This is a genomic window from Variovorax sp. H27-G14 (genome assembly GCF_046156345.1).
Lineage (GTDB): Bacteria > Pseudomonadota > Gammaproteobacteria > Burkholderiales > Burkholderiaceae_C > Variovorax.
This window is the reverse complement of the sequence record NZ_JAYLVN010000001.1, coordinates 793,936-816,601: the sequence shown is the minus strand read 5'-3', so window position 1 is coordinate 816,601 and position 22,666 is coordinate 793,936. Positions and strand designations below refer to the sequence as shown.

Sequence of the window (22,666 nt, the reverse complement as noted above, 5' to 3'; positions counted from 1 at the left end):
GTCACGAACTACCCTGAGCACAACGATTCACGCGAAAGGCCTGTCATGTCGTTTCATTCCCGCCCGACCCGTCGCCACACCGGCGACAACGGCTTCACTCACCCGCTGTCGAGCGAGATCACGCCGCGTGCCGAATACGAAGGCCGGCGCGACCTGCTCAAGCTGATGGCAGGCGGCGCCGCGGGTGCCGCGCTGGCGGCATTCGCGTCGCGCGAAGCCTTGGCGCAGACCGAGCGCCCGAACAAGCTTGCGCCGCTGCCCGGCGCCAAGTCGGCGGTTCCTGGTGCGGTGGCAATGGACAAGCTCACCGACTACAAGGACGCCTCGACCTACAACAACTACTACGAGTTCGGCACCGACAAGGCCGACCCTGCCAAGAACGCCGGCACGCTGAAGACGCGGCCCTGGACCGTGGAGGTCGAGGGGCTGGTCAAGAAGCCGGGCAAGTACGGCATCGAAGACCTGCTGAAACTCAGCGCGCAGGAGGAGCGCATCTACCGACTGCGCTGCGTCGAGGGTTGGTCGATGGTCATTCCGTGGGTCGGCTACTCGCTGGCCGAGCTCATCAAGAAGGTGGAGCCGCAGGGCAATGCCAAGTTCATCGAATTCGTGACGCTGGCCGATCCCAAGACCATGCCCTTCGTGGGTTCGCGCGTGCTCGACTGGCCCTACACCGAAGGCCTGCGCATGGACGAGGCGATGAACCCGCTCACGCTGCTGGCCTTCGGCATGTACGGCGAGGTGCTGCCCAACCAGAACGGCGCGCCGGTGCGTCTGGTGGTGCCATGGAAGTACGGCTTCAAGTCGGCCAAGTCGATCGTGAAGATCCGCTTCGTCGAGAAAGAGCCGAGCACCGCATGGAACAAGGCGGCGGCCAACGAGTACGGCTTCTATTCGAACGTGAACCCCAACGTCGATCACCCGCGCTGGAGCCAGGCCACCGAGCGCCGCATCGGCGACGGCGGCGGCCTGTTCGCCAAGCGGCGCAAGACCGAGATGTTCAATGGCTACGAAGCCCAGGTCGGCCAGCTGTATGCGGGCATGGACCTGAAGAAGAACTTCTGAGCCGGCCCCGCGCTGCCTGCCCTTCACCATGAACAAGCTGCTCATGCATCCGGCGACCAAGCCGGTCGTCTTCCTGCTGTGCCTGCTGCCGTTCCTGCGGCTGGGCTACGGTGCCTTCACCGACGGGCTTGGCGCCAACCCCGCCGAGTTCCTGATTCGCGCCATGGGCGACTGGACGCTGCGCTTCATCTGCATCGTGCTGGCGGTGACGCCGCTGCGCGTGATGACCAAGTGGAACGCGCTGGCGCGCTACCGCCGCATGCTGGGCCTGTTCGCGTACTTCTACGTGGTGCTGCACCTGCTGTGCTACAGCTGGTTCGACATGGGTTTCGAGTGGGGCGACATCGCCAAGGACATCGCGAAGCGGCCGTTCATTCTGGTGGGGTTCTCGGCCTTCGTGCTGCTCACGCCGCTGGCCGCCACATCGTTCAATCGCGCGATCAAGGCGATGGGCGCCAAGCGCTGGCAGATGCTGCACAAGCTGGTCTACGTGATTGCGGGGCTCGGGCTGCTGCACTTCTTCTGGATGCGCGCGGGCAAGAACAACTTTGCCGAAGTGTTCGTCTACGCCGGGATCATCGCGGTGCTGCTGGGCTGGCGTGTCTGGAACTTCGCGAGCAAGCGCAAGGCCAAGGTGCTTGCGGCGGGTGCCGCGGTGACGCGTGGCGGCGAGAAGCCGCTGCGCACCAGCAACTGACCAACTGACGCGGCGTCTCAGCCGTCGATTTCCGCGCGCAGCTGGTCTTCCATCGTCTCGCGACGGCGAATCAGCCTGGCGGTGGCGCCGCTCACCAGCACCTCGGCAGCACGCCCGCGCGTGTTGTAGTTGCTGGACATGCTCATGCAGTACGCACCGGCCGACAGCACGGCCAGCATGTCGCCCGCCACCACGTTGAGCGCGCGGTCGCGCCCGATCCAGTCACCACTTTCGCAGACCGGGCCGACCACGTCGTAGGTCGGCGCATCGCCGGCACGCGTGCGCAGCGGCACGATGCGCTGGAAGGCCTGGTACATCGCGGGGCGCGGCAGGTCGTTCATGGCCGCGTCCACGATGCAGAAGTTCTTGTCCTCGCCCGGCTTGGTGTAGAGCACCTCGGTCACGCACACGCCGGCATTGCCGACCAGCGAGCGGCCGGGCTCGATCACCAGCTTGCGCTGGCCGAAGCCGCGCGCGTCGAGCTTGGCGAGCAGTTGCTGCCAGAGCGCATCGGCCTTGGGCGGCACTTCGCCGTTGTAGTCGATGCCCAGGCCGCCGCCAAAGTCCAGGTGATGGATCGGCACGCCCGCCGCTTCAATGGCCTGCACCAGGTCCAGGATGCGGTCGCAGGCGTCGAGGTAGGGCGAGGCTTCGGTGATCTGCGAGCCGATGTGGCAATCGATGCCCACCACTTCCAGACCCGGCAGCCTGGCGGCATGGCGGTAGGCCTCGACCGCGCGGTCGTGCGCAATGCCGAACTTGTTGCCCTTCAGGCCGGTGGAAATGTAGGGGTGCGTCTTCGGGTCGACGTTCGGGTTGATGCGAATGCTGATGGGCGCGCGGTGGCCTTCGGCCAGCGCCACTTCGTTGAGCACATCCAGCTCGGCCTCGCTCTCCACGTTGAAGCAGGCGATGCCGGCCGCCAGGGCCTGGCGCATCTCGGCGCGGGTCTTGCCGACGCCCGAGAAGATGATCTTCTTCGGGTCGGCGCCCACGGCCAGCACGCGCGACAGCTCGCCGCCCGAGACGATGTCGAAGCCGCAGCCGGCCTGCGCAAACACGCGCAGCACGCCGAGCGACGAATTGGCCTTGATGGCGTAGCAGACGAGGGCATCGCGGCCCTCGAAGCCGCGCTGGTAGGCCGCCAGGGCGTCCAGCATCCATTGCTTCGAATAGACGAACAAGGGGGTGCCGTGCTCGCGTGCCAGGGCGTCGAGCGCCATGCCTTCGATGTGCAGCGCACCATCGCGCTCGGCGATGTGGGGGTGGCCGGGCAGCGCGGCGGGGGTGATGTTGTCGCTCATTTGCGGGGTTCGGGGGTGGGGTTGGCGACGCGGGCGCTTGCAGGCGCGGCGGGTGCGCTGGCGGCGGCTGCGGGCGCGGGCACTGCGGCGTTGCTGGACGAGGGGCTCAAGGCGTCCGGCGTCAGCAACTGGGGCAGGGTGGCGCGTCCGGTGGCCGCGGGATCGGTCGGCAGGTACAGCGCGCCGCGCTGACCGCAAGCGACCAGAGCGGTGGTGCCTGCGACAAGGCAGACCATGAGCACGGCGCGGGCGCGGTGGCTCACTAGAATTTGGCGAACGTTCAACATAGTGAAATTGTAATGACCGACATTGAGTACATGGACCACGCCGAAGCCGCGCTCGCCGCCATCGAGCAAGGCTGCGACCGCATCAACGACGCGAGCGACGTCGACCTGGACAACCAGCGGGTGGGCGGGATGATCACGATTTCATTCGTGAATGGCAGCCAGTTGATCGTCAACCTGCAAAAGCCCCTGCAAGAGATCTGGCTGGCCGCGCGCTCCGGCGGCTACCACTACCGCCACAACGGCACCGCCTGGGTCGACACCAAGACCGGCGAAGAATTCTTCGCCAACCTGTCGCGCGAAGCGACCCGCCAAGCCGGGCAGCCGCTGGAATTCGCGGCCGCCTGATTCACGGTTTTCAGTTCCTGAACATGTCGAGGATGCGGTTGCGCTCCTCGGGCGGGGCCGGCGGGCTCACCGGTGCGCCGGTCAGGGCCTCTGCCGGCGCGGTGGGCGCGGCTTCCACGCCCAGGCTGGCAACGCCGCGGCCCGGCGCGTAGTCGTCGTAGTACCACTCGCCGCCCACGCTCACGATGCCGGACGGCGGGTTGGCCGACAGCTCGGTCACCGGTACGCCCTTGATGGCGGTTTCCATGTACGCGATCCAGATCGGCAGGCTCAGCCCACCGCCGGTTTCGCGGTCGCCCAGGTTGCGCGGCGTGTCGTAGCCGATCCACGAAATGGCCGTCATGGTCGGCTGGAAGCCTGCGAACCAGGCGTCGAGCGAGTCGTTGGTGGTGCCGGTCTTGCCGTAGAGGTCGGGGCGCTTGAGCATGGCTTGCGCCTTGGCGGCGGTGCCGGCGCGGGCCACGGAGTTCAGCAGGGTGTCCATGATGAAGGCGTTGCGCTGCGGAATGGCGCGCGCCGCCTCGTTGAGCAGCGTCGGCTGCTTGTCGACCAGCAGCTTGTCCTTATGGTCGGTGATGCGGGTCACGAGGTAGGGGTTCACGCGGTAGCCCCCGTTGGCGAACACCGAGTAGCCCACGGCCATCTGCATCGGCGTGACCGAGCCCGCGCCAAGAGCCATCGGCAGGTAGGCGGGGTGCTTGTCCTTGTCGAAGCCGAAGTTGGTGATCCAGTCCTGCGCATAGCGCGTGCCGATGGACTGCAGGATGCGGATCGACACCAGGTTCTTCGACTTCATCAGCGCGGTGCGCATCGACATCGGGCCGTCGTAGCCGCCGCCGTAGTTCTTCGGCTCCCAGGGCTGGCCGCCAGTGGTGCCGGCGTCGAAGAACAGCGGGCCGTCGTTGATGATGGTGGCCGGCGTGAAGCCCTTTTCAAGCGCCGCGGAATAGATGAAGGGTTTGAAGCTCGAGCCCGGCTGACGCCAGGCCTGCGTCACGTGGTTGAACTTGTTCTTGCCGAAGTCGAAGCCGCCCACCAGCGCCTTGATGGCACCGTCGCGCGGGTCCATGGCGACGAAGGCACCTTCCACCTCGGGCAACTGCGTGATCTCCCAGGTGTTCTTGAGCGTCTTCACCACCCGGATCACCGCGCCGCGGCGGATCTTGATGTTGGGCGGCGCCTTGTCGGAGAGGCCAGACTGCGCGGGCTTGAGCCCATCGCCGGTGATCTGCACCGGGTCGCCGTTGGCGCGCACCGCGTCGATCTGCTTGGCCGTGGCCTTGAGCACCACGGCCGCCATCACGTCGCCGTTGTCGGGGTGGTCGCTCAGCGCATCGTCCACCGCTTCGTCGACTTCCTTGGCGTCGGCGGGCAGGTCGACGAACTTCTCGGGGCCGCGGTAGATCTGGCGTCGCTCGTAGTCCATGATGCCCTTGCGCAGCGCCTTGTACGCGGCGGCCTGGTCGGCCGCGACCAGCGAGGTGTAGACCTTCAGGCCGCGCGTGTAGGTGCTGTCGCCGTACTGCGCATACATCAGCTGGCGCACGGTTTCGGCCACGTACTCCGCGTGCAGGCGGTTCGGGTCGGCGGCGTCGCGCAGGTGCAGCTCTTCCTTCTTGGCTTCGGCCGCTTGCTCGGCGGTGATGAAGCCGGCTTCCTGCATGCGGTCGATCACATAGAACTGGCGCCCGCGCGCGCGCTGCGGGTTGTTCACCGGGTTGTTCGCGCCCGGTGCCTTCGGCAGCCCGGCCAGCATGGCGGCCTGCGCGATGGTGAGCTCCTGCAGGGGCTTGCCGAAGTAAGCCTCCGAAGCAGCCGCAAAGCCGTAGGCGCGGTTGCCCAGGTAGATCTGGTTCAGGTAGATCTCGAAGATCTGGTCCTTGCTGAGCAGGTGCTCCAGCTTGAAGGTGAGCAGCACCTCGTAGATCTTGCGCGTGAGCGTCTTTTCCGAGCTGAGGTAGACGTTGCGTGCCACCTGCATCGTGATGGTCGAGGCGCCCTGGCTCTTCACCCGGTTCAGGTTGGCCAGGCCCGCGCGCACCATGCCCTTGTAGTCGACGCCGCCGTGGTCGTAGAAGCGCGAATCTTCGGCGGCAAGCACCGCGTCCTTCATCACCTTGGGGATGGCCGAGATGGGCGTGAGGTTGCGGCGCTCCTCGCCGAACTCGCCAATGAGGATGCCTTCGGCCGAAAACACCCGCAGCGGCAGCTTGGGCCGGTAGTCGGAAAGTTCCGTGATGTCCGGCAGGTTCGGGTACGCAACGGCCAGGGCCACCGCCACCACGCACAGCACCGACAGCACGCCGGCAGCGGCAATGCCGAACCCCCAGAAGAAAAAGCGCAACAGCCACTTCAGCCAGGTCGGGCGGCGGGGGGGAGGGGTCTTGGCTGGCCCTTTGGGGCTGGATGTTTCTTGCATGGAGGGCCGGAGAGTCACCGGACATTATAAAAAGCCGCCTCCTTCCCACCATCCGTTCTTTGTCGCCCTTGCATCGAGCTAATTCAAAAGTTACAAAATGCGGATTTGACGTCAGGTTTTGACAACGGTTGGGGCTTTTGCGCCCCGCGGTTGCTTGGTAGGTGCTACGCCTGCTGCTAGCATGCAACCGAACGCAATTTTTTCTATTGGTTACAAATACAGGGGTAGAGGAACCTAACTTGGCTGCTCTTGGATCATTGTTTCGTCGTCAGAACGCTCCCCTGCTCGGGCTGGACGTCAGCTCGTCCAGCGTCAAGCTGGTCGAGCTCGGCCGCGAGGCCAGCGGCAAGCTGGTTCTGGAACGCTGTGCCATCGAACCCCTGGAACGCGGTTGGATCACCGATGGCAACGTCGAGAAGTTCGACGAGGTTGCTGAAGCTGTTCGGCGCGTCATTCGCAAAAGCGGCACGCGCACCCGCAACGTCGCGCTCGCGCTGCCGCCTTCGGCCGTAATCACCAAGAAGATCATTCTTCCGGGTGGCATGAGCGAGCAGGAGCTCGAGATTCAGGTCGAATCCGAAGCCAACCAGTACATCCCGTTCTCGCTGGACGAAGTCAGCCTGGACTTCTGTGTCACAGGCCCCAGCACATCGTCGCCGGGCGACGTGGAAGTGCTGATTGCAGCGTCCCGCAAGGAAAAGGTTCAGGACCGGGAAGGCCTGGCGGAAGCCGCGGGCCTGAAGGCGATGATTCTCGACGTCGAGTCCTATGCGTCGCGACTGGCAACGGCCCGTTTGATCGAACAACTGCCGGGCAAGGGCAACGACGCCATCGTGGCGCTGTTCGAAGTGGGTGCCTTCACCACCAGCATGCAGGTGCTGCGCAACCAGGAAGTGCTGTACGACCGCGACCAGGCCTTCGGCGGCGCGCAGCTCACGCAGCTCATCGTGCGCCAGTACGGTTTTTCCGCCGAGGAAGCCGAAGCCAAGAAGCGCAGCGGCGACCTGCCCGACGACTACGGCTCGGGCGTGCTCAAGCCCTTCGTCGAAAGCATCGCGCAGGAAATTGCGCGTGCGCTCCAGTTCTTCTTCACAAGCACGCCGCACAACCGCGTCGACTACGTGTTGCTCGCGGGCGGCTCGGCATCGCTGCCGGGTCTGACCAATGCCGTGACCCGGCAGACCTCGTTCGCGTGCTCGCTGCTCAACCCCTTCGACGGCATGGAGTTCAGCTCCAACATCCGCGAAAAGAAGGTCAAGCGCGAAGCGCCTTCCTACCTGACCTCCTGCGGTCTTGCCATGCGGAGGTTCGTGCAGTGATCCTCATCAATCTGCTTCCGCACCGCGAAGCCGCACGCAAGCGGCGCCGCGAGGCGTTCTACGGCACCTTGGGCGGCGCGGCTGTCCTGGGGCTGCTGATTGCCGGACTGGGCTACCTGTGGTTCGAGGCGCAAATCTCCGCCCAGCAGTCGAAGAACGGCTATCTCCAGGCCGAAATCAAGAAACTCGAAGTCGAGATCAAGGAGATTTCGACACTGCAGGAAGAAATTGCGGGCCTGCGTGCGCGCCAGTTGGCGGTCGAAGACCTGCAAGGCGACCGCAACCTGCCGGTTCACCTGCTCAATGAACTGGTCCGGCAACTGCCCGACGGCGTCTACCTCACGAACATGAAGCAGGACAACCAGACCGTCACGCTGCAAGGCATGGCGCAGTCGAACGAGCGGGTGTCCGAGCTGCTGCGCAACCTGGGCAACAACAGTCCCTGGCTCGTGAAGCCGGAGCTGGTCGAAATCACTTCGGCCAACGTCAACCTGAGCCAGCGCGATCAACGCCGCGTTGCCAACTTCACGATGCGCATCGGGCTGAAGCGCCCCACCGATGCCCAGAAAGCCGCTGCCGACAAGGCAGTGGCTGCCGCTGCGCAGTCCAAGGGGTAATCGATCATGGCAAGCAATCGCCCCTCCCAGAAAGTAGATGTCGCCGCGGCACTGCGCCGTTTTGGCGACCAGTTCCGCGGGCTCAACCCGAACGATCCGTCGATGTGGCCGGCGGTGCCGCGCTACGCGCTGTGCCTGGCGGTGACCGCCCTGGTGCTGGTCGCCCTGTGGTTCGTCTGGCTGACCAACTCGAACGACGAACTTGAAAGCGAGCGCACCAAGGAAGTCGCGCTCAAGGCCGACTATTCCAAGAAGGTGGCGCAGGCCGCCAACCTCGATCTGCTGAAGAAGCAGCGCGAGCAGGTGCAGCAGTACGTGACGTTGCTCGAGAAGCAGCTGCCCAGCAAGGCTGAAATGGATGCACTGCTGTCCGACATCAATCAGGCGGGCCTTGGCCGCAGCCTGCAGTTCGAGCTGTTCCGCCCCGGCCAGGTGTCGGTCAAGGACTACTACGCCGAGCTGCCGATCGCCATGCGCGTGACCGGGCGCTATCACGACATGGGGGCCTTCGTGGCCGACGTGGCAGCGCTGTCGCGCATCGTGACGCTGAACAACATCACCGTCACGCCGCAGAAGGACAAGGACATGCTGACGATGGACACCACCGCGCGCACGTTCCGCTACCTGGACGATGACGAGCGGGCTGCGCAGAAGCGTGCCGCCGCGCCGAAGGGGAAGAAGTGAAGGCCGTTGCCAAGATCCTCTGGCTGACGCTGGCTGCGTTGGCGCTGACGGCCTGCGAGTCCGATCAGGAAGACACGCAGCGCTGGATGGCCGAGCAGCGTGCGCAGGTGAAACCTTCGGTGCCTCCCATCACGGCACCCAAGAAATTCACGCCGCAAGCCTACACGGAGGCCGCTTCGTTCGAGCCTTTCAACATGCTGAAGCTGACGCAGGCGCTTCGACGCGAGTCGAACCAGCCGAGCACGTCTGAATTGATCGCGCCCGAACTGGCGCGCCGCAAGGAAGCGCTCGAAGCCTTTCCGCTCGACGCGATGGCGATGGTCGGCAGCATGAACCGCAACGGCCAGTTGGTGGCGCTTGTTCGTGTGGACAAGCTGCTCTACAAGGTGCGCGTCGGCGAATACCTGGGACTCAACTACGGGCGCATCACCCGTATCAACGAAACCGACGTCGACTTGCGTGAGATCGTGCAAGACGCGGCCGGTGAATGGATCGAACGCGTAGCCACGCTGCAGTTGCAAGAGAGTGCGAAAAAATGAACCCCAAAATATTGAAAACGGCACAGTGGCTGCGCGCCGCAGGACTTGGTCTGCTGGCCTTCGGCGCATTGGCCGCGGCCCATGCACAAAACGCCATTGAAGCGGTGACCAGTTCGACGCAGTCCGGTGTGGAAGTGATTCGCATCGATCTTGCACAGCCGCTCACCGCGGTGCCTGCCGGGTTTGCCGTGCAGACGCCGGCGCGCATCGCACTTGACTTTCCGGGCGTCACGAATGGCATCGGCCGTTCCGCCATCGATGTGAACCAAGGCAACTTGCGTTCTGTCAACGTGGTTCAGGCGGGTGAACGCAGCCGCGTTGTGCTGAACCTGAAGCAGGCGACAGCGTACAAGGCCGAGATCCAGGGCAAGTCGTTGTTGATCGTGCTGGAGCCGGTGGCCGGCACGGCGTTGGTTGCCTCCGCCGCGACGGCATTCGCGGAAAATCGCAACCGTGACACCTTGCCGCTGAAAGACGTTGACTTCCGTCTTGGCAAGGACAGCACGGGCCGCGTGATCGTCGACCTTCCAAACAACCAGGTTGGCGTCGATGTGAAGCAGCAGGGCAAGAACCTGGTTGTGGAGTTCACCAAGTCCACGCTGCCCGAAGGCCTTCGCCGCCGTCTCGACGTTGCCGACTTCGGTACGCCGGTTCAGCTGATCACCTCGCAACAGGCAGGCGATCGCGTTCGCATGACGATCGAGGGCAAGGGCGACTGGGAACACAGTGCCTACCAAAGCGAAAACCAGTTCGTGGTCGAAATGCGGGCGCGCAAGGTCGACCCGACCAAGCTGACGCAAGGCGTCGGCTACAACGGCGAAAAGCTGTCGCTCAATTTCCAGAACATCGAAATCCGCTCGCTGTTGCAGGTGATCGCCGATTTCACGAACTTCAACATCGTGACCTCGGACTCGGTGAACGGTGCACTCACGCTTCGTCTGAAGGACGTGCCGTGGGACCAGGCGCTCGACATCATCATGCAGGCCAAGAACCTGGGCATGCGCAAGAACGGCAGCGTGCTGTGGATTGCGCCCAAGGATGAGCTCAACGCCAAGGAAAAGCTCGAGTTCGAAGCCAAGGCCACTATCGAAAACCTGGAGCCGCTGCGCACGCAATCGTTCCAGCTGAACTACACCAAGGCAATTGCCATTGCACAGGGGCTGACGGGCACGGGTGCGTCTGCCGGCGGTGGCGGTGGTGGCGGCACCACGACGCGCATCCTGAGCCCGCGCGGCAGTGTGATCGCCGAGGCCCGGACAAACCAGCTTTTCGTGTCTGACATTCCGTCGCGCCTGGCGCAGGTTTCCGAACTGATTCAGAAGCTCGACATTCCGGTTCGCCAGGTGCTGATCGAGGCTCGCATCGTCGAGGCATCGGACACCTTCGGCAAGTCGCTGGGCGTGAAGCTGGGCGGCGGCATTGCCGGCGAGCGTTTCGCGACGTCGTCGGGCAATCGTGCCCTGGCCACGGTCGGTGCGATGCCGCTCTCGACCGCCGGCGGCACCACGACCACCTTCACCAATTCCAACTTCATCAACCTCCCTGCGGGCGACGCCGGCGGCACCGGCAACTCGGCAGGCACCTTCGCCCTGTCGCTGTTCAACTCCAGCTTCTCGCGCATGCTGAATCTCGAGATCTCCGCGCTGGAAGCCGACGGCAAGGGCAAGCTGGTTTCCAGCCCCCGCGTCATCACGGCCGACCAGACCAAGGCGCTGATCGAGCAGGGCGAGGAAATTCCTTACCAGCAGGCAACGTCCAGCGGTGCAACCTCCATCTCGTTCCGCAAGGCGGTGCTGAAGCTGGAAGTGACGCCGCAGATCACGCCCGAAGGCAACATCATCCTCACGCTGGATGTGAGCAAGGACGCGCGCGGCGTGAACACGTCGGCCGGCCCGGCCATCAACACCAAGCACGTGCAGACCGAGGTGCTGGTCGAGAACGGCGGCACGGTTGTCATCGGTGGTATCTTCGAGCTTCAAGAAACCAACGACGAATCGCGCGTGCCGGTGCTGGGTGAAGTGCCCTACCTGGGTGCACTGTTCCGCAAGCGCGAACGCGTTGCCAACAAGACCGAAATGCTCGTCTTTATCACTCCGAAGATGATTACCGACCGCAACGCCGCGCGCTGACGCGCGGGCGTAGCAGCCACCGCGTGGCGGTCGCACTTGTCGGTTTGCCCGGCGCCGGAAAATCCGCAGTGGGCCGGCGCCTGGGCATGCGGCTGGACCTTCCTTTCATTGACACCGACCATGTGATCGAGCAGCGCATTGGCTGCTCGATTCGCGATTACTTCGACCGCGAAGGCGAGGCCGCCTTTCGGGATCTCGAGCAGAACGTGATCGCCGACCTGGCGGCCAACGCCCACGGCGTGCTGGCCACCGGCGGTGGCGCGGTGCTGCGGGATGCCAACCGCGGCCAGTTGCGCGATCACTTCCACGTGATCTACCTGCGCTCCACCCCCGAAGACCTGTTCCGGCGCCTGCGCCACGACGTCAAGCGCCCCTTGCTGCAGGTGGCCGATCCGCTGGGCCGGTTGCGTGAGCTGCACGATGCGCGCGATCCGTTCTACCGGCAGACCGCGCACGACGTGGTCGATACCGGCCGCCCCTCCATTGCGATGCTGGTGAACATCATCGTGATGCAGCTGGAACTGGCCGGCATCGTCGAGCCAGGCGCCCACCCGGAAGATCCTGCCGCCTGACCCCGCCCGGCCGCAGCGCCTAAACTCGCCGCCATGCCTTTGCCCGTACTTCCCGCCTTGCCAGAACGCGTCGACATCCAGCTCGGCGACCGCAGCTACCCCATCCTCATCGGTGCCGGCCTGCTGGACGACCCCCAGAGTTTTGCCGCCGTGCCCGCGGCCGCTTCCGCCCTGATCGTCAGCAACACCACGGTGGCGCCGCTGTATGCGAAGGCGCTGCAGACTGCCCTCGCGGGGCGTTTTCGCACCGTTCACCTGCTCGAGCTGCCCGACGGCGAAGTGCACAAGAACCTGCAGACGCTGAACCTGATCTTCGACGACCTGCTGGGCCATGGCAGCGACCGCAAGACCGTGCTGTTCGCCCTGGGCGGTGGGGTGGTCGGCGACATGACCGGCTTTGCCGCCGCCAGCTACATGCGCGGCGTGCCTTTCATTCAGGTGCCGACCACGCTGCTGGCGCAGGTCGATTCTTCGGTAGGCGGCAAGACCGCCATCAACCACCCGCTGGGCAAGAACATGATCGGCGCGTTCTATCAGCCGCAGCTGGTGGTGTGCGACCTGGCCACGCTGCAGACGCTGCCGCCGCGCGAGCTCAGCGCCGGCCTGGCGGAGGTCATCAAGTACGGCCCGATCCACGACATGGCGTTCTTCGACTGGATCGAAGCGAACATCGACGCGCTGGTGGCGCGCGACCCGGCCGCGCTGGCGTACGCCGTCAAGCGCAGCTGCGAAATCAAGGCGCTGGTGGTGGGCCAGGACGAGCGCGAGACCGGCCTGCGCGCCATCCTCAACTTCGGCCACACCTTCGGCCATGCCATCGAGTCGGGCCTGGGCTATGGCGAATGGCTGCACGGCGAGGGCGTGGGCTGCGGCATGGTCATGGCCGCGCACCTGTCGCAGCGGCTCGGCGGTATCGACGCCGCCTTCGTCGAGCGGCTCACGCGGCTGATCCAGCGCGCCGGCCTGCCCACGGTGGGCCCGGCGCTGGGGGCGGAGCGCTATCTGTCGCTGATGCGGGTCGACAAGAAATCCGAAGCCGGCGAGATCCGCTTCGTGGTGATCGACAGGCCCGGCAGCGCCGTGGTCCGCGGCGCGCCCGACGCGCTGGTGCGCGAAGTGCTCGCGCAATGCTGCGCGGGATGAGTCTCGCGGCCTATGCCTGCCAGCCCGCGCACTCGCGCGGCCGTCGGCATGCCGAGGCGCCCGCGCCCACGCGCGATGCGTTCCAGCGCGACCGCGACCGCATCGTGCATTCCACGGCCTTTCGCCGGCTGGTCTACAAGACCCAGGTTTTCCTGAACCACGAGGGCGACCTGTTTCGCACCCGGCTCACGCACTCGCTGGAGGTGGCCCAGCTGGGCCGCTCCATCGCGCGGGCCTTGCGCATCAATGAAGACCTGGTCGAGGCCATTGCCCTGGCGCACGACCTGGGCCACACGCCCTTCGGCCATGCCGGACAGGACGCGCTCAACGCCTGCATGGCCGCGCACGGTGGCTTCGAGCACAACCTGCAGAGCCTGCGCGTGGTCGATGCGCTGGAGCACCGCTATCCGCAGTACGACGGACTGAACCTCAGCTTCGAGACCCGCGAGGGCATCCTGAAGCACTGTTCCCGCGCCAACGCCGAGCGCATCGAGGCGGCGGAGCCCGGCGGGGTGGCCCGGCGTTTCCTGGACCGCACGCAGCCGGGCCTTGAAGCCCAGCTGTGCAACCTGGCCGATGCCATCGCCTACAACGCGCACGACATCGACGACGGCGTGCGCTCGGGCCTGATCACGCTGGCGCAGCTGTCCGAGGTCGAGCTGTTCGAACGCTACCGCCGCGAGGCGATGGCGGAGTATCCGCAGCTGCAGGGCCGCCGCGTGCTCTACGAGACCATCCGGCGCATGCTGAGCGCGCAGGTCTACGACGTGATCGACGCCACGCGCGCCGCGCTGGAAACTCTCGCGCCGGCCGATGCGGACGGCGTGCGCCGTGCGCCGCCGGTGGTGGCCTTCAGCCAGGCCATGCAGGCGCAGTCGGAAGACCTCAAGCGCTTTCTCTTTCACAACCTCTACCGCCATCCGCAGGTCACGCAGACCACCGACCAGGCGCAGGACGTGGTGCGCGAGCTGTTCGACGCCTACCTCGCGCGCAGCGCCGAAATGCCCGACTCCTATGCCGAGCGCGACGACAGGCACCGCGCGGTGGCCGACTACATCGCGGGCATGACCGACCGGTTCGCCATGCGCGAACACGAGCGGCTCACGGGCCGCCGGGGCATCGCGTGAACGCTTCCGTCGAGGTTGCAAGGGCTGCACGGCCGCGCGTGCCCGTCGCCGCCTTTGCCGTCCTGCTGGGCGGCGTCAGCGGCGCCTTGCACCTGGGCAAGCTGCCGCCCGCTGTGCCGGCGCTGCAGGCCTCGCTCGGCATCGGTCTGGTGGAGGCCGGCTTTCTGCTGTCCCTGGTGCAGGTGGCGAGCATGACCTTGGGCCTGGTCGCCGGCCTCGCGGCCGACAGCATCGGCCTGCGGCGCAGCATGCTCACCGGGCTGGGCGTGCTGACGGTCGCCAGCCTGCTGGGCGGGCTGGTCGGCGCGGGCGTTTTGGGCCAGGCGCATGCCGTGCAGTGGCTGCTGGCGCTGCGCGCCGTCGAGGGCATCGGCTTTCTGCTGGCCGTGATGCCGGGCCCAGGCCTCATCCGCGCATTGACCCCGCCGGGCGCCGACAAGGCCGCGCTGGGCCTGTGGGGCGCCTACATGCCGCTTGGCGTGGCGCTGGCGTTGCTGCTGGGGCCCGCGCTGATCGCGTGGGGCGGATGGGCCGACTGGTGGTGGGCGCTGTCGCTGGTGTCGGCGCTGGCCGCGCTTTGGGTGTGGCTGGTGGTGCCGGGCGATGGTTCGCGTGCGGCGGCGGCCTCCGGGCAGGGCACCGCCGGCTGGTCGTCGCGCCTGCGCGCCACGGTCGGCGCGCGCGCTCCGTGGCTCGTGGGCCTCACGTTCGCTGTGTACTCGGCCCAGTGGATGGCCGTGATCGGCTTCTTGCCGGCCATTTACGCCGGCGCCGGCGTGCCGCCCGGCTGGAACGCGGTGCTGACCGCGCTGGCCGCGGCCATGAACATCGTCGGCAATATTGCTGGCGGCCGCTGGCTGCAGCGCGGCGTGGCGCCGCAGCGGTTGCTGCAACTTGGCTTCTTGACGATGGCGCTGGGCGGCGTCGCGGCCTTCGCGCAACTGGGGCAGGGCAGCGACGCGCTGAGCCTGCCACCCGCGCTGCGCTACATCGCGGTGTGCGCGTTCTCGCTGGGCGGCGGCATGGTGCCGGCCACGCTGTTCCTGCTGGGCGTGCGGCTGGCGCCCGGGCCTTCCACCGTGTCGACGACGATCGGGCTCATGCAGCAGGCGTCGTCCCTCGGGCAGTTCCTGGCGCCGCCGGCGGTGGCGTGGGTGGCCCACCGCGTCGGCGGGTGGCACTGGACCTGGACGGCCACGCTGGCCTGCTCGCTGATCGGCATGGCCATCGCGCGGCGGCTGGGGCGCATTCGCCCTGCGGCGGAGATGGCATGAGCGGCGCGGCGACAATCAGCGCCCTTCAGGCCGAAGCCGACATGCGGCGCTGGCTAGAGCGCGCGGTGATCGGCCTCAACCTGTGCCCGTTCGCGAAGGCGGTGCATGTGAAGGGGCAGATTCACTACGCCGTGTACGAGCCCGCCGATGACCCCGCTTCCGCCGACCTGATGGCGGCGCTGCTCGCGCAAGCCGCCGACCTCGCCGCCCTCGACGCCGCCGTGCGCGACACCACCCTTTTGATTGCACCCAACACCTTGGCCGACTTTCTGGACTTCAACGACTTCACGGCCCGTGCCGAGCGCCAGCTTGCGCGCGCCGGCTACGACGGCGTGTTCCAGCTGGCGAGCTTTCATCCGCAATTCCAGTTCGCCGGCACCGAGCCCGACGACCTGGGCAACGCCACCAACCGCGCGCCGTACCCCACGCTGCACCTGCTGCGCGAAGACAGCGTGGACCGCGCGGTCGACGCGTTTCCGGAGGCGCAAGCGATCTTCGAACGCAACATCGACACCCTCCAGGCGCTGGGCGCCCAGGGCTGGGCCGCGCTCGACGTCGGCCCCGGGAGTGCCAAGCCATGAACATGAAAACTGCCAGCAAAGAAGTGAAGACGAACAAGGTCGCCAAGGCCGACGCCGAACTGGCCGAGGTGCTGAAGCCCGGCCAGTCCGTCGAGCTGCTCAAGGAGCTGCACATCCTCACCCGCGAGGGCCGGCTCAACCAGGACTCGCGGCGCAAGCTCAAGCAGGTGTATCACCTGTTCCAGTTCATCGAGCAGTTGCTGCGGGAGCTGCCGGAGGAGGGCGCCGGTGCCACGCTGGCCGACCACGGCGCGGGCAAGTCGTACCTGGGCTTCATCATCTATGACCTGTTCTTCCGCGCGCGGCCGGGGGCAGGGCACGTGTACGGCATCGAGACGCGCGCCGAGCTGGTCGAGCGTTCGCGCGCGCTGGCGCAACGCCTGGGCTTCGAGCGCATGTCGTTTTTGAACCTGACCGTGGCCGAATCCGCAAAGGCCGGCGAGCTGCCCGAGCAGATCGACGTGGTCACCGCGCTGCACGCCTGCGACACCGCCACCGACGACGCCATCGCCTTCGGCCTTGCCAAGAAGGCGCGCTGCATGGTGCTGGTGCCTTGCTGCCAGGCCGAGGTGGCGGCCTGCCTGCGCGAAACCAAGGCGCTGGCACTGGCGCGCACCCCGCTGGCTGAGCTGTGGCGCCACCCGCTGCACACGCGCGAAATCGGCAGCCAGCTCACCAATGTGCTGCGCTGCCTGTACCTGGAAGCCAACGGCTACAGCGTCACCGTCACCGAGCTGGTGGGCTGGGAGCACAGCATGAAGAACGAGCTGATCCTGGCGCGCTACACCGGCCAGCGCAAGGCGAGTGCGGCGACGCGGCTGCGCGAGCTGCTGGCGCAGTTCGGGCTCGACACGCTGGGCGACACGCGCTTTCGCCTCGACTGAAGGCCAGTCCCCAAACCCGACAGGCCGGTCCGACCACCCGTTCAGCACCCGCTCAGTCCATGGCCCGCCTTCCCCGTCTGACCCTGGCCGACATGCCGCACCACGTGATCCAGCGCGGCAACAACCGCCAGCCGATCTTCGTGGACCGCGCCGACCACGAGAAGCTGCTCGCCCTGCTGGCCGAGAACGCCGTGCGCTTCGGCATCGCGCTGCATGCCTATGTGCTGATGGACAACCACTTCCACCTGCTGGCCACGCCCGACAGCACCACCGGCCTGCCGCAGTTCATGCAGTCGGTGGGGCGCAGCTATGTGCGCTACTTCAACGACCGGCACGGCCGCAGCGGCACGCTGTGGGAGGGGCGCTACAGGTCGACGCTGATCCAGACCGACCGCTACCTGCTGACCTGCATGGCCTACATCGACCTGAACCCGGTGCGCGCCGGCATGGCTGCGGACGCGCGGGACTTTCCCTGGTCCAGCCACGGCCACTACGCCGGCCTGCGGCACGACCGGCTTCTGACGCCGCACCCGCTGTACTGGGAGCTGGGCAACACGCCTTTTGCGCGGGAGGCCGCGTATGTCGAGTTGGTGCGCGGCGGGGTGCGGGCGGCCGACCAGAGCGCGCTGACCGAGGCCACATTGCGGGGCTGGGCGGCCGGCGACAACGATTTTCTGGATGGCTTGCAGAAGTCGACCGAGCGTCGCGTGGTCAAAGGCAAGGCCGGCCGGCCGCCTTCGACACCTGAATCCTGAGCTGCAATTCGGGCAGATCCATTGCCTGCCATGAATTCATTGCTTCTCTTTTTAATATGTCCCTAATTTAATTCTGACCAGAAAAGTCGGGATTTAATTGGAATCTGACCCCAATTAAAGTGTTTGGCATTCTTTGTGCATCGCAATATGCTCCCTTTCCCTGCGAAAACTGAAGGAGCGCGCCCATGACGACGGCTGCCGAGATTCAATATCTCCAAGAACACGGTCTGTATTCCGGTGCCGACGAGCACGATGCCTGCGGCGTCGGCTTTGTCGCACACATCAAGGGCGAAAAAAGCCATGCCATCGTGCAGCAGGGCTTGAAGATCCTCGAAAACCTCGACCATCGCGGCGCCGTGGGCGCCGACAAGCTCATGGGCGACGGCGCGGGCATCCTGATTCAGCTGCCCGACCACCTTTACCGCGAAGAAATGGCCAAGCAGGGCGTCACGCTGCCCCCGCCCGGCGAGTACGGCGTCGGCATGATCTTTCTGCCCAAGGAACACGCCTCGCGCCAGGCCTGCGAACAGGAGATGGAACGCGCCATCAAGGCCGAGGGCCAGGTGCTGCTCGGCTGGCGCGACGTGCCGGTGAACCGCGACATGCCCATGTCGCCCACCGTGCGCGAAAAGGAACCGCTGCTGCGCCAGGTGTTCATCGGCCGCGGCAACGACGTGATCGTGCAGGACGCGCTGGAACGCAAGCTCTACGTGATCCGCAAGACCGCCAGCGCCAACATCCAGCGCCTGAAGCTCAAGCACAGCAAGGAATACTACGTTCCGAGCATGTCCAGCCGCACCGTGGTCTACAAGGGCCTGCTGCTGGCGGACCAGGTCGGTACCTACTACCTCGACCTGCAGGACAAGCGCTGCGTCTCGGCCCTGGGCCTGGTGCACCAGCGCTTCTCGACCAACACCTTCCCTGAATGGCCGCTGGCCCACCCGTACCGCTACGTCGCCCACAACGGTGAAATCAACACGGTCAAGGGCAACTACAACTGGATGAAGGCGCGCGAAGGCGTCATGTCCTCGCCCGTGCTCGGCCCGGACCTGCAAAAGCTCTACCCCATCAGCTTTGCCGACCAGTCCGACACCGCCACCTTCGACAACTGCCTCGAGCTGCTGACGATGGCCGGCTACCCCATCAGCCAGGCCGTGATGATGATGATTCCCGAGCCCTGGGAACAGCACGCCACCATGGACCCGCGCCGCCGCGCGTTCTATGAGTACCACGCCGCCATGCTCGAGCCGTGGGACGGCCCGGCCTCTATCGTGTTCACCGACGGCCGCCAGATCGGCGCCACGCTCGACCGCAACGGCCTGCGCCCCTCGCGCTACTGCGTGACCGACGACGACCTGGTCATCATGGCGTCGGAATCAGGCGTGCTGCCCGTGCCCGAGCAGAAGATCGTGCGCAAGTGGCGCCTGCAGCCCGGCAAGATGTTCCTCATCGACCTGGAGCAGGGCCGCATGATCGACGACGAGGAGGTCAAGTCCACCCTCGCCAACAGCAAGCCCTACAAGCAGTGGATCGAAAACCTGCGCATCAAGCTCGACAGCGTGAAGGCCGAGCCGGTCTCCGCACCGCTGAGCCAGGTCGCTTTGCTCGACCGCCAGCAGGCCTTTGGCTACACGCAGGAAGACATCAAGTTCCTGATGAGCCCGATGGCGCAGGCCGGCGAAGAGGGCATCGGCTCCATGGGCAACGACAGCCCGCTGGCCGTGCTCTCCAGCAAGAACAAGCCGCTGTACAACTACTTCAAGCAGTTGTTTGCACAGGTGACCAACCCGCCGATCGACCCGATCCGCGAAGCCATCGTGATGTCGCTGGTGTCCTTCATCGGCCCCAAGCCCAACCTGCTGGACATCAACCAGGTCAACCCGCCTATGCGGCTCGAAGTGAGCCAGCCGATTCTCGACTTCTCCGACATGGCGAAGCTGCGCGACATCGGCAAGTACACGCAGGGCAAGTTCAAGAGCTACGCGCTGGACATCACCTACCCGCTCGCCTGGGGCGACGAAGGTGTCGAAGCCAAGCTGGCCTCGCTGTGCGCCGAAGCGGTGGACGCCATCAAGGGCGGCCACAACATCCTGATCATCAGCGACCGCGGCGTGAGCCCCACGCAGGTGGCCATTCCCGCCGTGCTGGCGCTGTCGGCGGTGCACCAGTACCTGGTGCGTGAAGGCCTGCGCACCACGGCCGGCCTGGTGGTGGAAACCGGTTCGGCGCGCGAGGTGCATCACTTCGGCGTGCTCGCGGGCTATGGCGCGGAAGCCGTGCACCCGTACCTGGCCATGGAAACCCTGGCGGCCATGCACGCCGACCTGCCGGGCGACCTGAGCGCGGAGAAGGCGGTCTACAACTACGTGAAGGCCATCGGCAAGGGTCTGTCCAAGATCATGTCGAAGATGGGTGTCAGCACCTACATGAGCTACTGCGGCGCGCAGCTGTTCGAGGCCATCGGCCTGAACACGCAGACCGTGGACAAGTACTTCACCGGCACCGCCAGCCGCGTGCAGGGCATCGGCGTGTTCGAGATCGCCGAGGAAGCCATCCGCATGCACAAGGCCGCCTTCGGTGACGACCCGGTGCTGGCCAACATGCTGGACGCCGGCGGCGAATACGCCTGGCGCACCCGCGGTGAAGAGCACATGTGGACGCCCGACGCCATTGCCAAGCTGCAGCACAGCACGCGCTCCAACAACTGGAACACGTACAAGGAATACGCGCAGCTCATCAACGACCAGAACCGCCGCCACCTCACGCTGCGCGGCCTGTTCGAGTTCAAGATCGACCCGGCCAAGGCCATTCCGGTGGACGAGGTCGAGTCGGCCGCGGACATCGTCAAACGCTTTGCCACCGGCGCGATGTCGCTGGGCTCCATCAGCACCGAGGCGCACGCCACGCTCGCCATTGCCATGAACCGCATCGGCGGCAAGAGCAACACGGGCGAGGGCGGTGAAGACCCGGCGCGCTACCGCAACGAGCTCAAGGGCATCCCGATCAAGCAGGGCGACACGCTCAAGAGCGTGATCGGTGCCGAGAACGTCGAGGTCGACCTGCCGCTGAAGGACGGCGACTCGCTGCGTTCGCGCATCAAGCAGGTGGCGTCGGGCCGCTTCGGCGTCACGGCCGAGTACCTGCATTCGGCCGACCAGATCCAGATCAAGATGGCGCAAGGCGCCAAGCCGGGCGAGGGCGGCCAGCTGCCGGGTGGCAAGGTCACCGAGTACATCGGCAAGCAGCGCTATGCCGTGCCGGGCGTGGGCCTCATTTCGCCGCCGCCGCACCACGACATCTACTCGATCGAAGACCTCGCGCAGCTCATTCACGACCTGAAGAACACCGCGCCGCACGCCAGCATCAGCGTGAAGCTGGTGAGCGAAATTGGCGTGGGCACCATTGCCGCGGGCGTGGCCAAGTGCAAGAGCGACCACGTCGTGATTGCCGGGCATGACGGCGGCACGGGCGCATCGCCCTGGTCGTCGATCAAGCACGCGGGCAGCCCGTGGGAAATCGGCCTGGCCGAGACGCAGCAGACGCTGGTGCTCAACCGCCTGCGCAGCCGCATCCGCGTGCAGGCCGACGGCCAGATGAAGACCGGCCGCGACGTTGCCATTGGCGCGTTGCTGGGCGCGGACGAGTTCGGCTTTGCCACCGCGCCGCTGGTGGTCGAGGGCTGCATCATGATGCGCAAGTGCCACCTGAACACCTGCCCGGTGGGCGTGGCCACGCAAGACCCGCTGCTGCGCAAGAAGTTCTCGGGCAAGCCCGAGCACGTCGTCAACTACTTCTTCTTTGTGGCGGAAGAAGTGCGCCAGATCATGGCCCAGCTGGGCATCCGCAAGTTCAACGACCTGATCGGCCGCGCCGACCTGCTCGACATGCGCAAGGGCATCGAGCACTGGAAGGCCTCGGGCCTGGACTTCAGCCGCCTGTTCGCGCTGCCGAACGTGCCGGCCGACGTGCCGCGCTTCCATGTGGAGAACCAGGAGCACGGCCTGGAGCGCGCGCTGGACGTCAAGCTCATCGAGAAGTCGCGTCCCGCCATCGACAAGGGCGAGAAGGTGCAGTTCATCGAGGTGGTGCGCAACGTGAACCGCTCGGTGGGCGCCATGCTGTCGGGCGCGCTGACCAAGGTGCACCCGCAAGGCCTGCCCGACGACTCGATCCGCATCCAGCTCGAAGGCACGGGCGGCCAGTCGTTCGGCGCCTTCCTGGCACGCGGCATCACGCTGTACCTGATCGGCGACGCCAACGACTACACCGGCAAGGGCCTGTCCGGCGGCCGCGTGGTGGTGCGCCCCAGCCTCGACTTCCGCGGTGAAGCGGTGCGCAACACCATCGTGGGCAACACCGCGCTGTACGGCGCGACCACCGGCGAGGCCTACCTGTGCGGCGTGGCCGGTGAACGCTTCGCGGTGCGCCTGTCGGGTGCCACGGCGGTCATTGAAGGCACCGGCGACCACGGTTGCGAATACATGACGGGCGGCACGGTGGCCGTGCTGGGCCAGACGGGCCGCAACTTTGCGGCCGGCATGAGCGGCGGCGTTGCCTTCGTCTACGACGAAGACGGCCAGTTCGCCACGCGCTGCAATCTCTCGATGGTGTCGCTGGACAAGGTGCTGACCTCGGCCGAACAAACGGCCAGCGTGCACCGCAAGATCTGGCACGGCGGCGTGACCGACGAAGCGCAGCTGAAGAAGCTGCTCGAGGACCACCACCGCTGGACCGGCAGCAAGCGCGCACGCGAACTGCTCGACACCTGGGCCGTGTCGCGCACCAAGTTCGTGAAGGTGTTCCCGAACGAATACAAGCGCGCGCTGGCCGAGCTGCACGACCGCAAGGTCGAGCTCACGAGCAGTGGCAACAATGCGCACGCCGGCCTCGAGCCGCATGCGCTGACCGCACCGGCCGCCGTCTGA

At 66.1% G+C, this 22,666-nt stretch carries 19 protein-coding genes; 16 read left to right on the top strand and 3 right to left on the bottom strand.

Annotation, left to right across the window (positions count from 1 at the left end; genetic code table 11):
- The first annotated feature begins 45 nt into the window (after positions 1-45).
- Together msrP and VLK31_RS03840 are read left to right on the top strand one after the other, a co-directional pair.
- Entirely contained in the window at positions 46-1,065 is a 1,020-nt protein-coding gene (gene msrP / locus VLK31_RS03845) for a protein-methionine-sulfoxide reductase catalytic subunit MsrP (protein ID WP_409167037.1), read from the top strand.
- 28 nt (positions 1,066-1,093) lie between these two features.
- Positions 1,094-1,762, top strand: coding sequence for a sulfite oxidase heme-binding subunit YedZ (locus VLK31_RS03840; protein WP_409167036.1), 669 nt, complete (start codon positions 1,094-1,096; stop codon positions 1,760-1,762).
- Between the two features lie 17 nt (positions 1,763-1,779).
- Here the strand turns inward: VLK31_RS03840 and lysA are convergent, their stop codons facing one another.
- Both lysA and lptM read right to left on the bottom strand, forming a co-directional pair.
- Positions 1,780-3,066: a diaminopimelate decarboxylase gene (gene lysA, locus VLK31_RS03835; RefSeq protein ID WP_409167035.1), complete on the bottom strand. Its 1,287-nt coding sequence runs from the start codon at positions 3,064-3,066 to the stop codon at positions 1,780-1,782.
- A complete protein-coding gene (lptM, locus tag VLK31_RS03830; RefSeq protein WP_409167034.1) occupies positions 3,063-3,353 on the bottom strand; it encodes an LPS translocon maturation chaperone LptM in 291 nt (96 codons plus the stop codon). The genes lysA and lptM overlap by 4 nt, the downstream gene beginning before the upstream one ends.
- 12 nt (positions 3,354-3,365) lie before the next feature.
- Between lptM and cyaY the strand changes: the two genes are divergently transcribed.
- On the top strand, positions 3,366-3,698 hold the full coding sequence (cyaY, locus tag VLK31_RS03825; protein ID WP_409167033.1) for an iron donor protein CyaY: 333 nt from the start codon (positions 3,366-3,368) through the stop codon (positions 3,696-3,698).
- Between the two features lie 10 nt (positions 3,699-3,708).
- Here cyaY and VLK31_RS03820 read toward each other — a convergent pair whose 3' ends face one another.
- On the bottom strand, positions 3,709-6,117 hold the full coding sequence (locus VLK31_RS03820; RefSeq protein WP_409167032.1) for a penicillin-binding protein 1A: 2,409 nt from the start codon (positions 6,115-6,117) through the stop codon (positions 3,709-3,711).
- A gap of 239 nt (positions 6,118-6,356) precedes the next feature.
- On the opposite strand from VLK31_RS03820, the gene VLK31_RS03815 reads away from it, so the two are divergent.
- From VLK31_RS03815 to VLK31_RS03755, 13 genes are all read left to right on the top strand, one after another.
- Positions 6,357-7,436, top strand: a complete 1,080-nt coding sequence (locus VLK31_RS03815; protein WP_409167358.1) for a pilus assembly protein PilM — start codon at positions 6,357-6,359, stop codon at positions 7,434-7,436.
- Positions 7,433-8,053: a PilN domain-containing protein gene (locus VLK31_RS03810; protein ID WP_409167031.1), complete on the top strand. Its 621-nt coding sequence runs from the start codon at positions 7,433-7,435 to the stop codon at positions 8,051-8,053. Before VLK31_RS03815 ends, VLK31_RS03810 begins: the two co-directional genes overlap by 4 nt.
- A 6-nt stretch (positions 8,054-8,059) precedes the next feature.
- The gene (locus VLK31_RS03805) at positions 8,060-8,737 is read left to right on the top strand and encodes a type 4a pilus biogenesis protein PilO (RefSeq protein ID WP_409167030.1); all 678 of its coding nucleotides are present in this window, start codon (positions 8,060-8,062) and stop codon (positions 8,735-8,737) included.
- The gene (locus tag VLK31_RS03800) at positions 8,734-9,276 is read left to right on the top strand and encodes a pilus assembly protein PilP (RefSeq protein WP_409167029.1); all 543 of its coding nucleotides are present in this window, start codon (positions 8,734-8,736) and stop codon (positions 9,274-9,276) included. The genes VLK31_RS03805 and VLK31_RS03800 overlap by 4 nt, the downstream gene beginning before the upstream one ends.
- Positions 9,273-11,405 (top strand): type IV pilus secretin PilQ, encoded by a 2,133-nt coding sequence (pilQ, locus tag VLK31_RS03795; RefSeq protein ID WP_409167028.1) that lies wholly within the window; start codon positions 9,273-9,275, stop codon positions 11,403-11,405. The genes VLK31_RS03800 and pilQ overlap by 4 nt, the downstream gene beginning before the upstream one ends.
- Positions 11,406-11,428: 23 nt before the next feature.
- Entirely contained in the window at positions 11,429-11,977 is a 549-nt protein-coding gene (locus VLK31_RS03790) for a shikimate kinase (protein ID WP_409167027.1), read from the top strand.
- A 33-nt stretch (positions 11,978-12,010) separates the two neighbouring features.
- On the top strand, positions 12,011-13,120 hold the full coding sequence (gene aroB / locus VLK31_RS03785; RefSeq protein WP_409167026.1) for a 3-dehydroquinate synthase: 1,110 nt from the start codon (positions 12,011-12,013) through the stop codon (positions 13,118-13,120).
- Positions 13,105-14,247 (top strand): deoxyguanosinetriphosphate triphosphohydrolase, encoded by a 1,143-nt coding sequence (locus tag VLK31_RS03780; protein WP_409167025.1) that lies wholly within the window; start codon positions 13,105-13,107, stop codon positions 14,245-14,247. The genes aroB and VLK31_RS03780 overlap by 16 nt, the downstream gene beginning before the upstream one ends.
- Positions 14,244-15,521: a CynX/NimT family MFS transporter gene (locus VLK31_RS03775; protein ID WP_409167024.1), complete on the top strand. Its 1,278-nt coding sequence runs from the start codon at positions 14,244-14,246 to the stop codon at positions 15,519-15,521. The genes VLK31_RS03780 and VLK31_RS03775 overlap by 4 nt, the downstream gene beginning before the upstream one ends.
- Positions 15,518-16,102, top strand: coding sequence for a DUF1415 domain-containing protein (locus VLK31_RS03770; RefSeq protein ID WP_409167023.1), 585 nt, complete (start codon positions 15,518-15,520; stop codon positions 16,100-16,102). Before VLK31_RS03775 ends, VLK31_RS03770 begins: the two co-directional genes overlap by 4 nt.
- Entirely contained in the window at positions 16,099-16,986 is an 888-nt protein-coding gene (locus VLK31_RS03765; protein ID WP_409167022.1) for a class I SAM-dependent methyltransferase, read from the top strand. The genes VLK31_RS03770 and VLK31_RS03765 overlap by 4 nt, the downstream gene beginning before the upstream one ends.
- A gap of 59 nt (positions 16,987-17,045) precedes the next feature.
- Positions 17,046-17,741, top strand: coding sequence for a transposase (locus VLK31_RS03760; RefSeq protein ID WP_409167021.1), 696 nt, complete (start codon positions 17,046-17,048; stop codon positions 17,739-17,741).
- Between the two features lie 185 nt (positions 17,742-17,926).
- Positions 17,927-22,666 carry a glutamate synthase-related protein gene (locus tag VLK31_RS03755; RefSeq protein ID WP_409167020.1) on the top strand — a complete coding sequence of 1,580 codons (4,740 nt, stop codon included), beginning with the start codon at positions 17,927-17,929 and terminating at the stop codon, positions 22,664-22,666.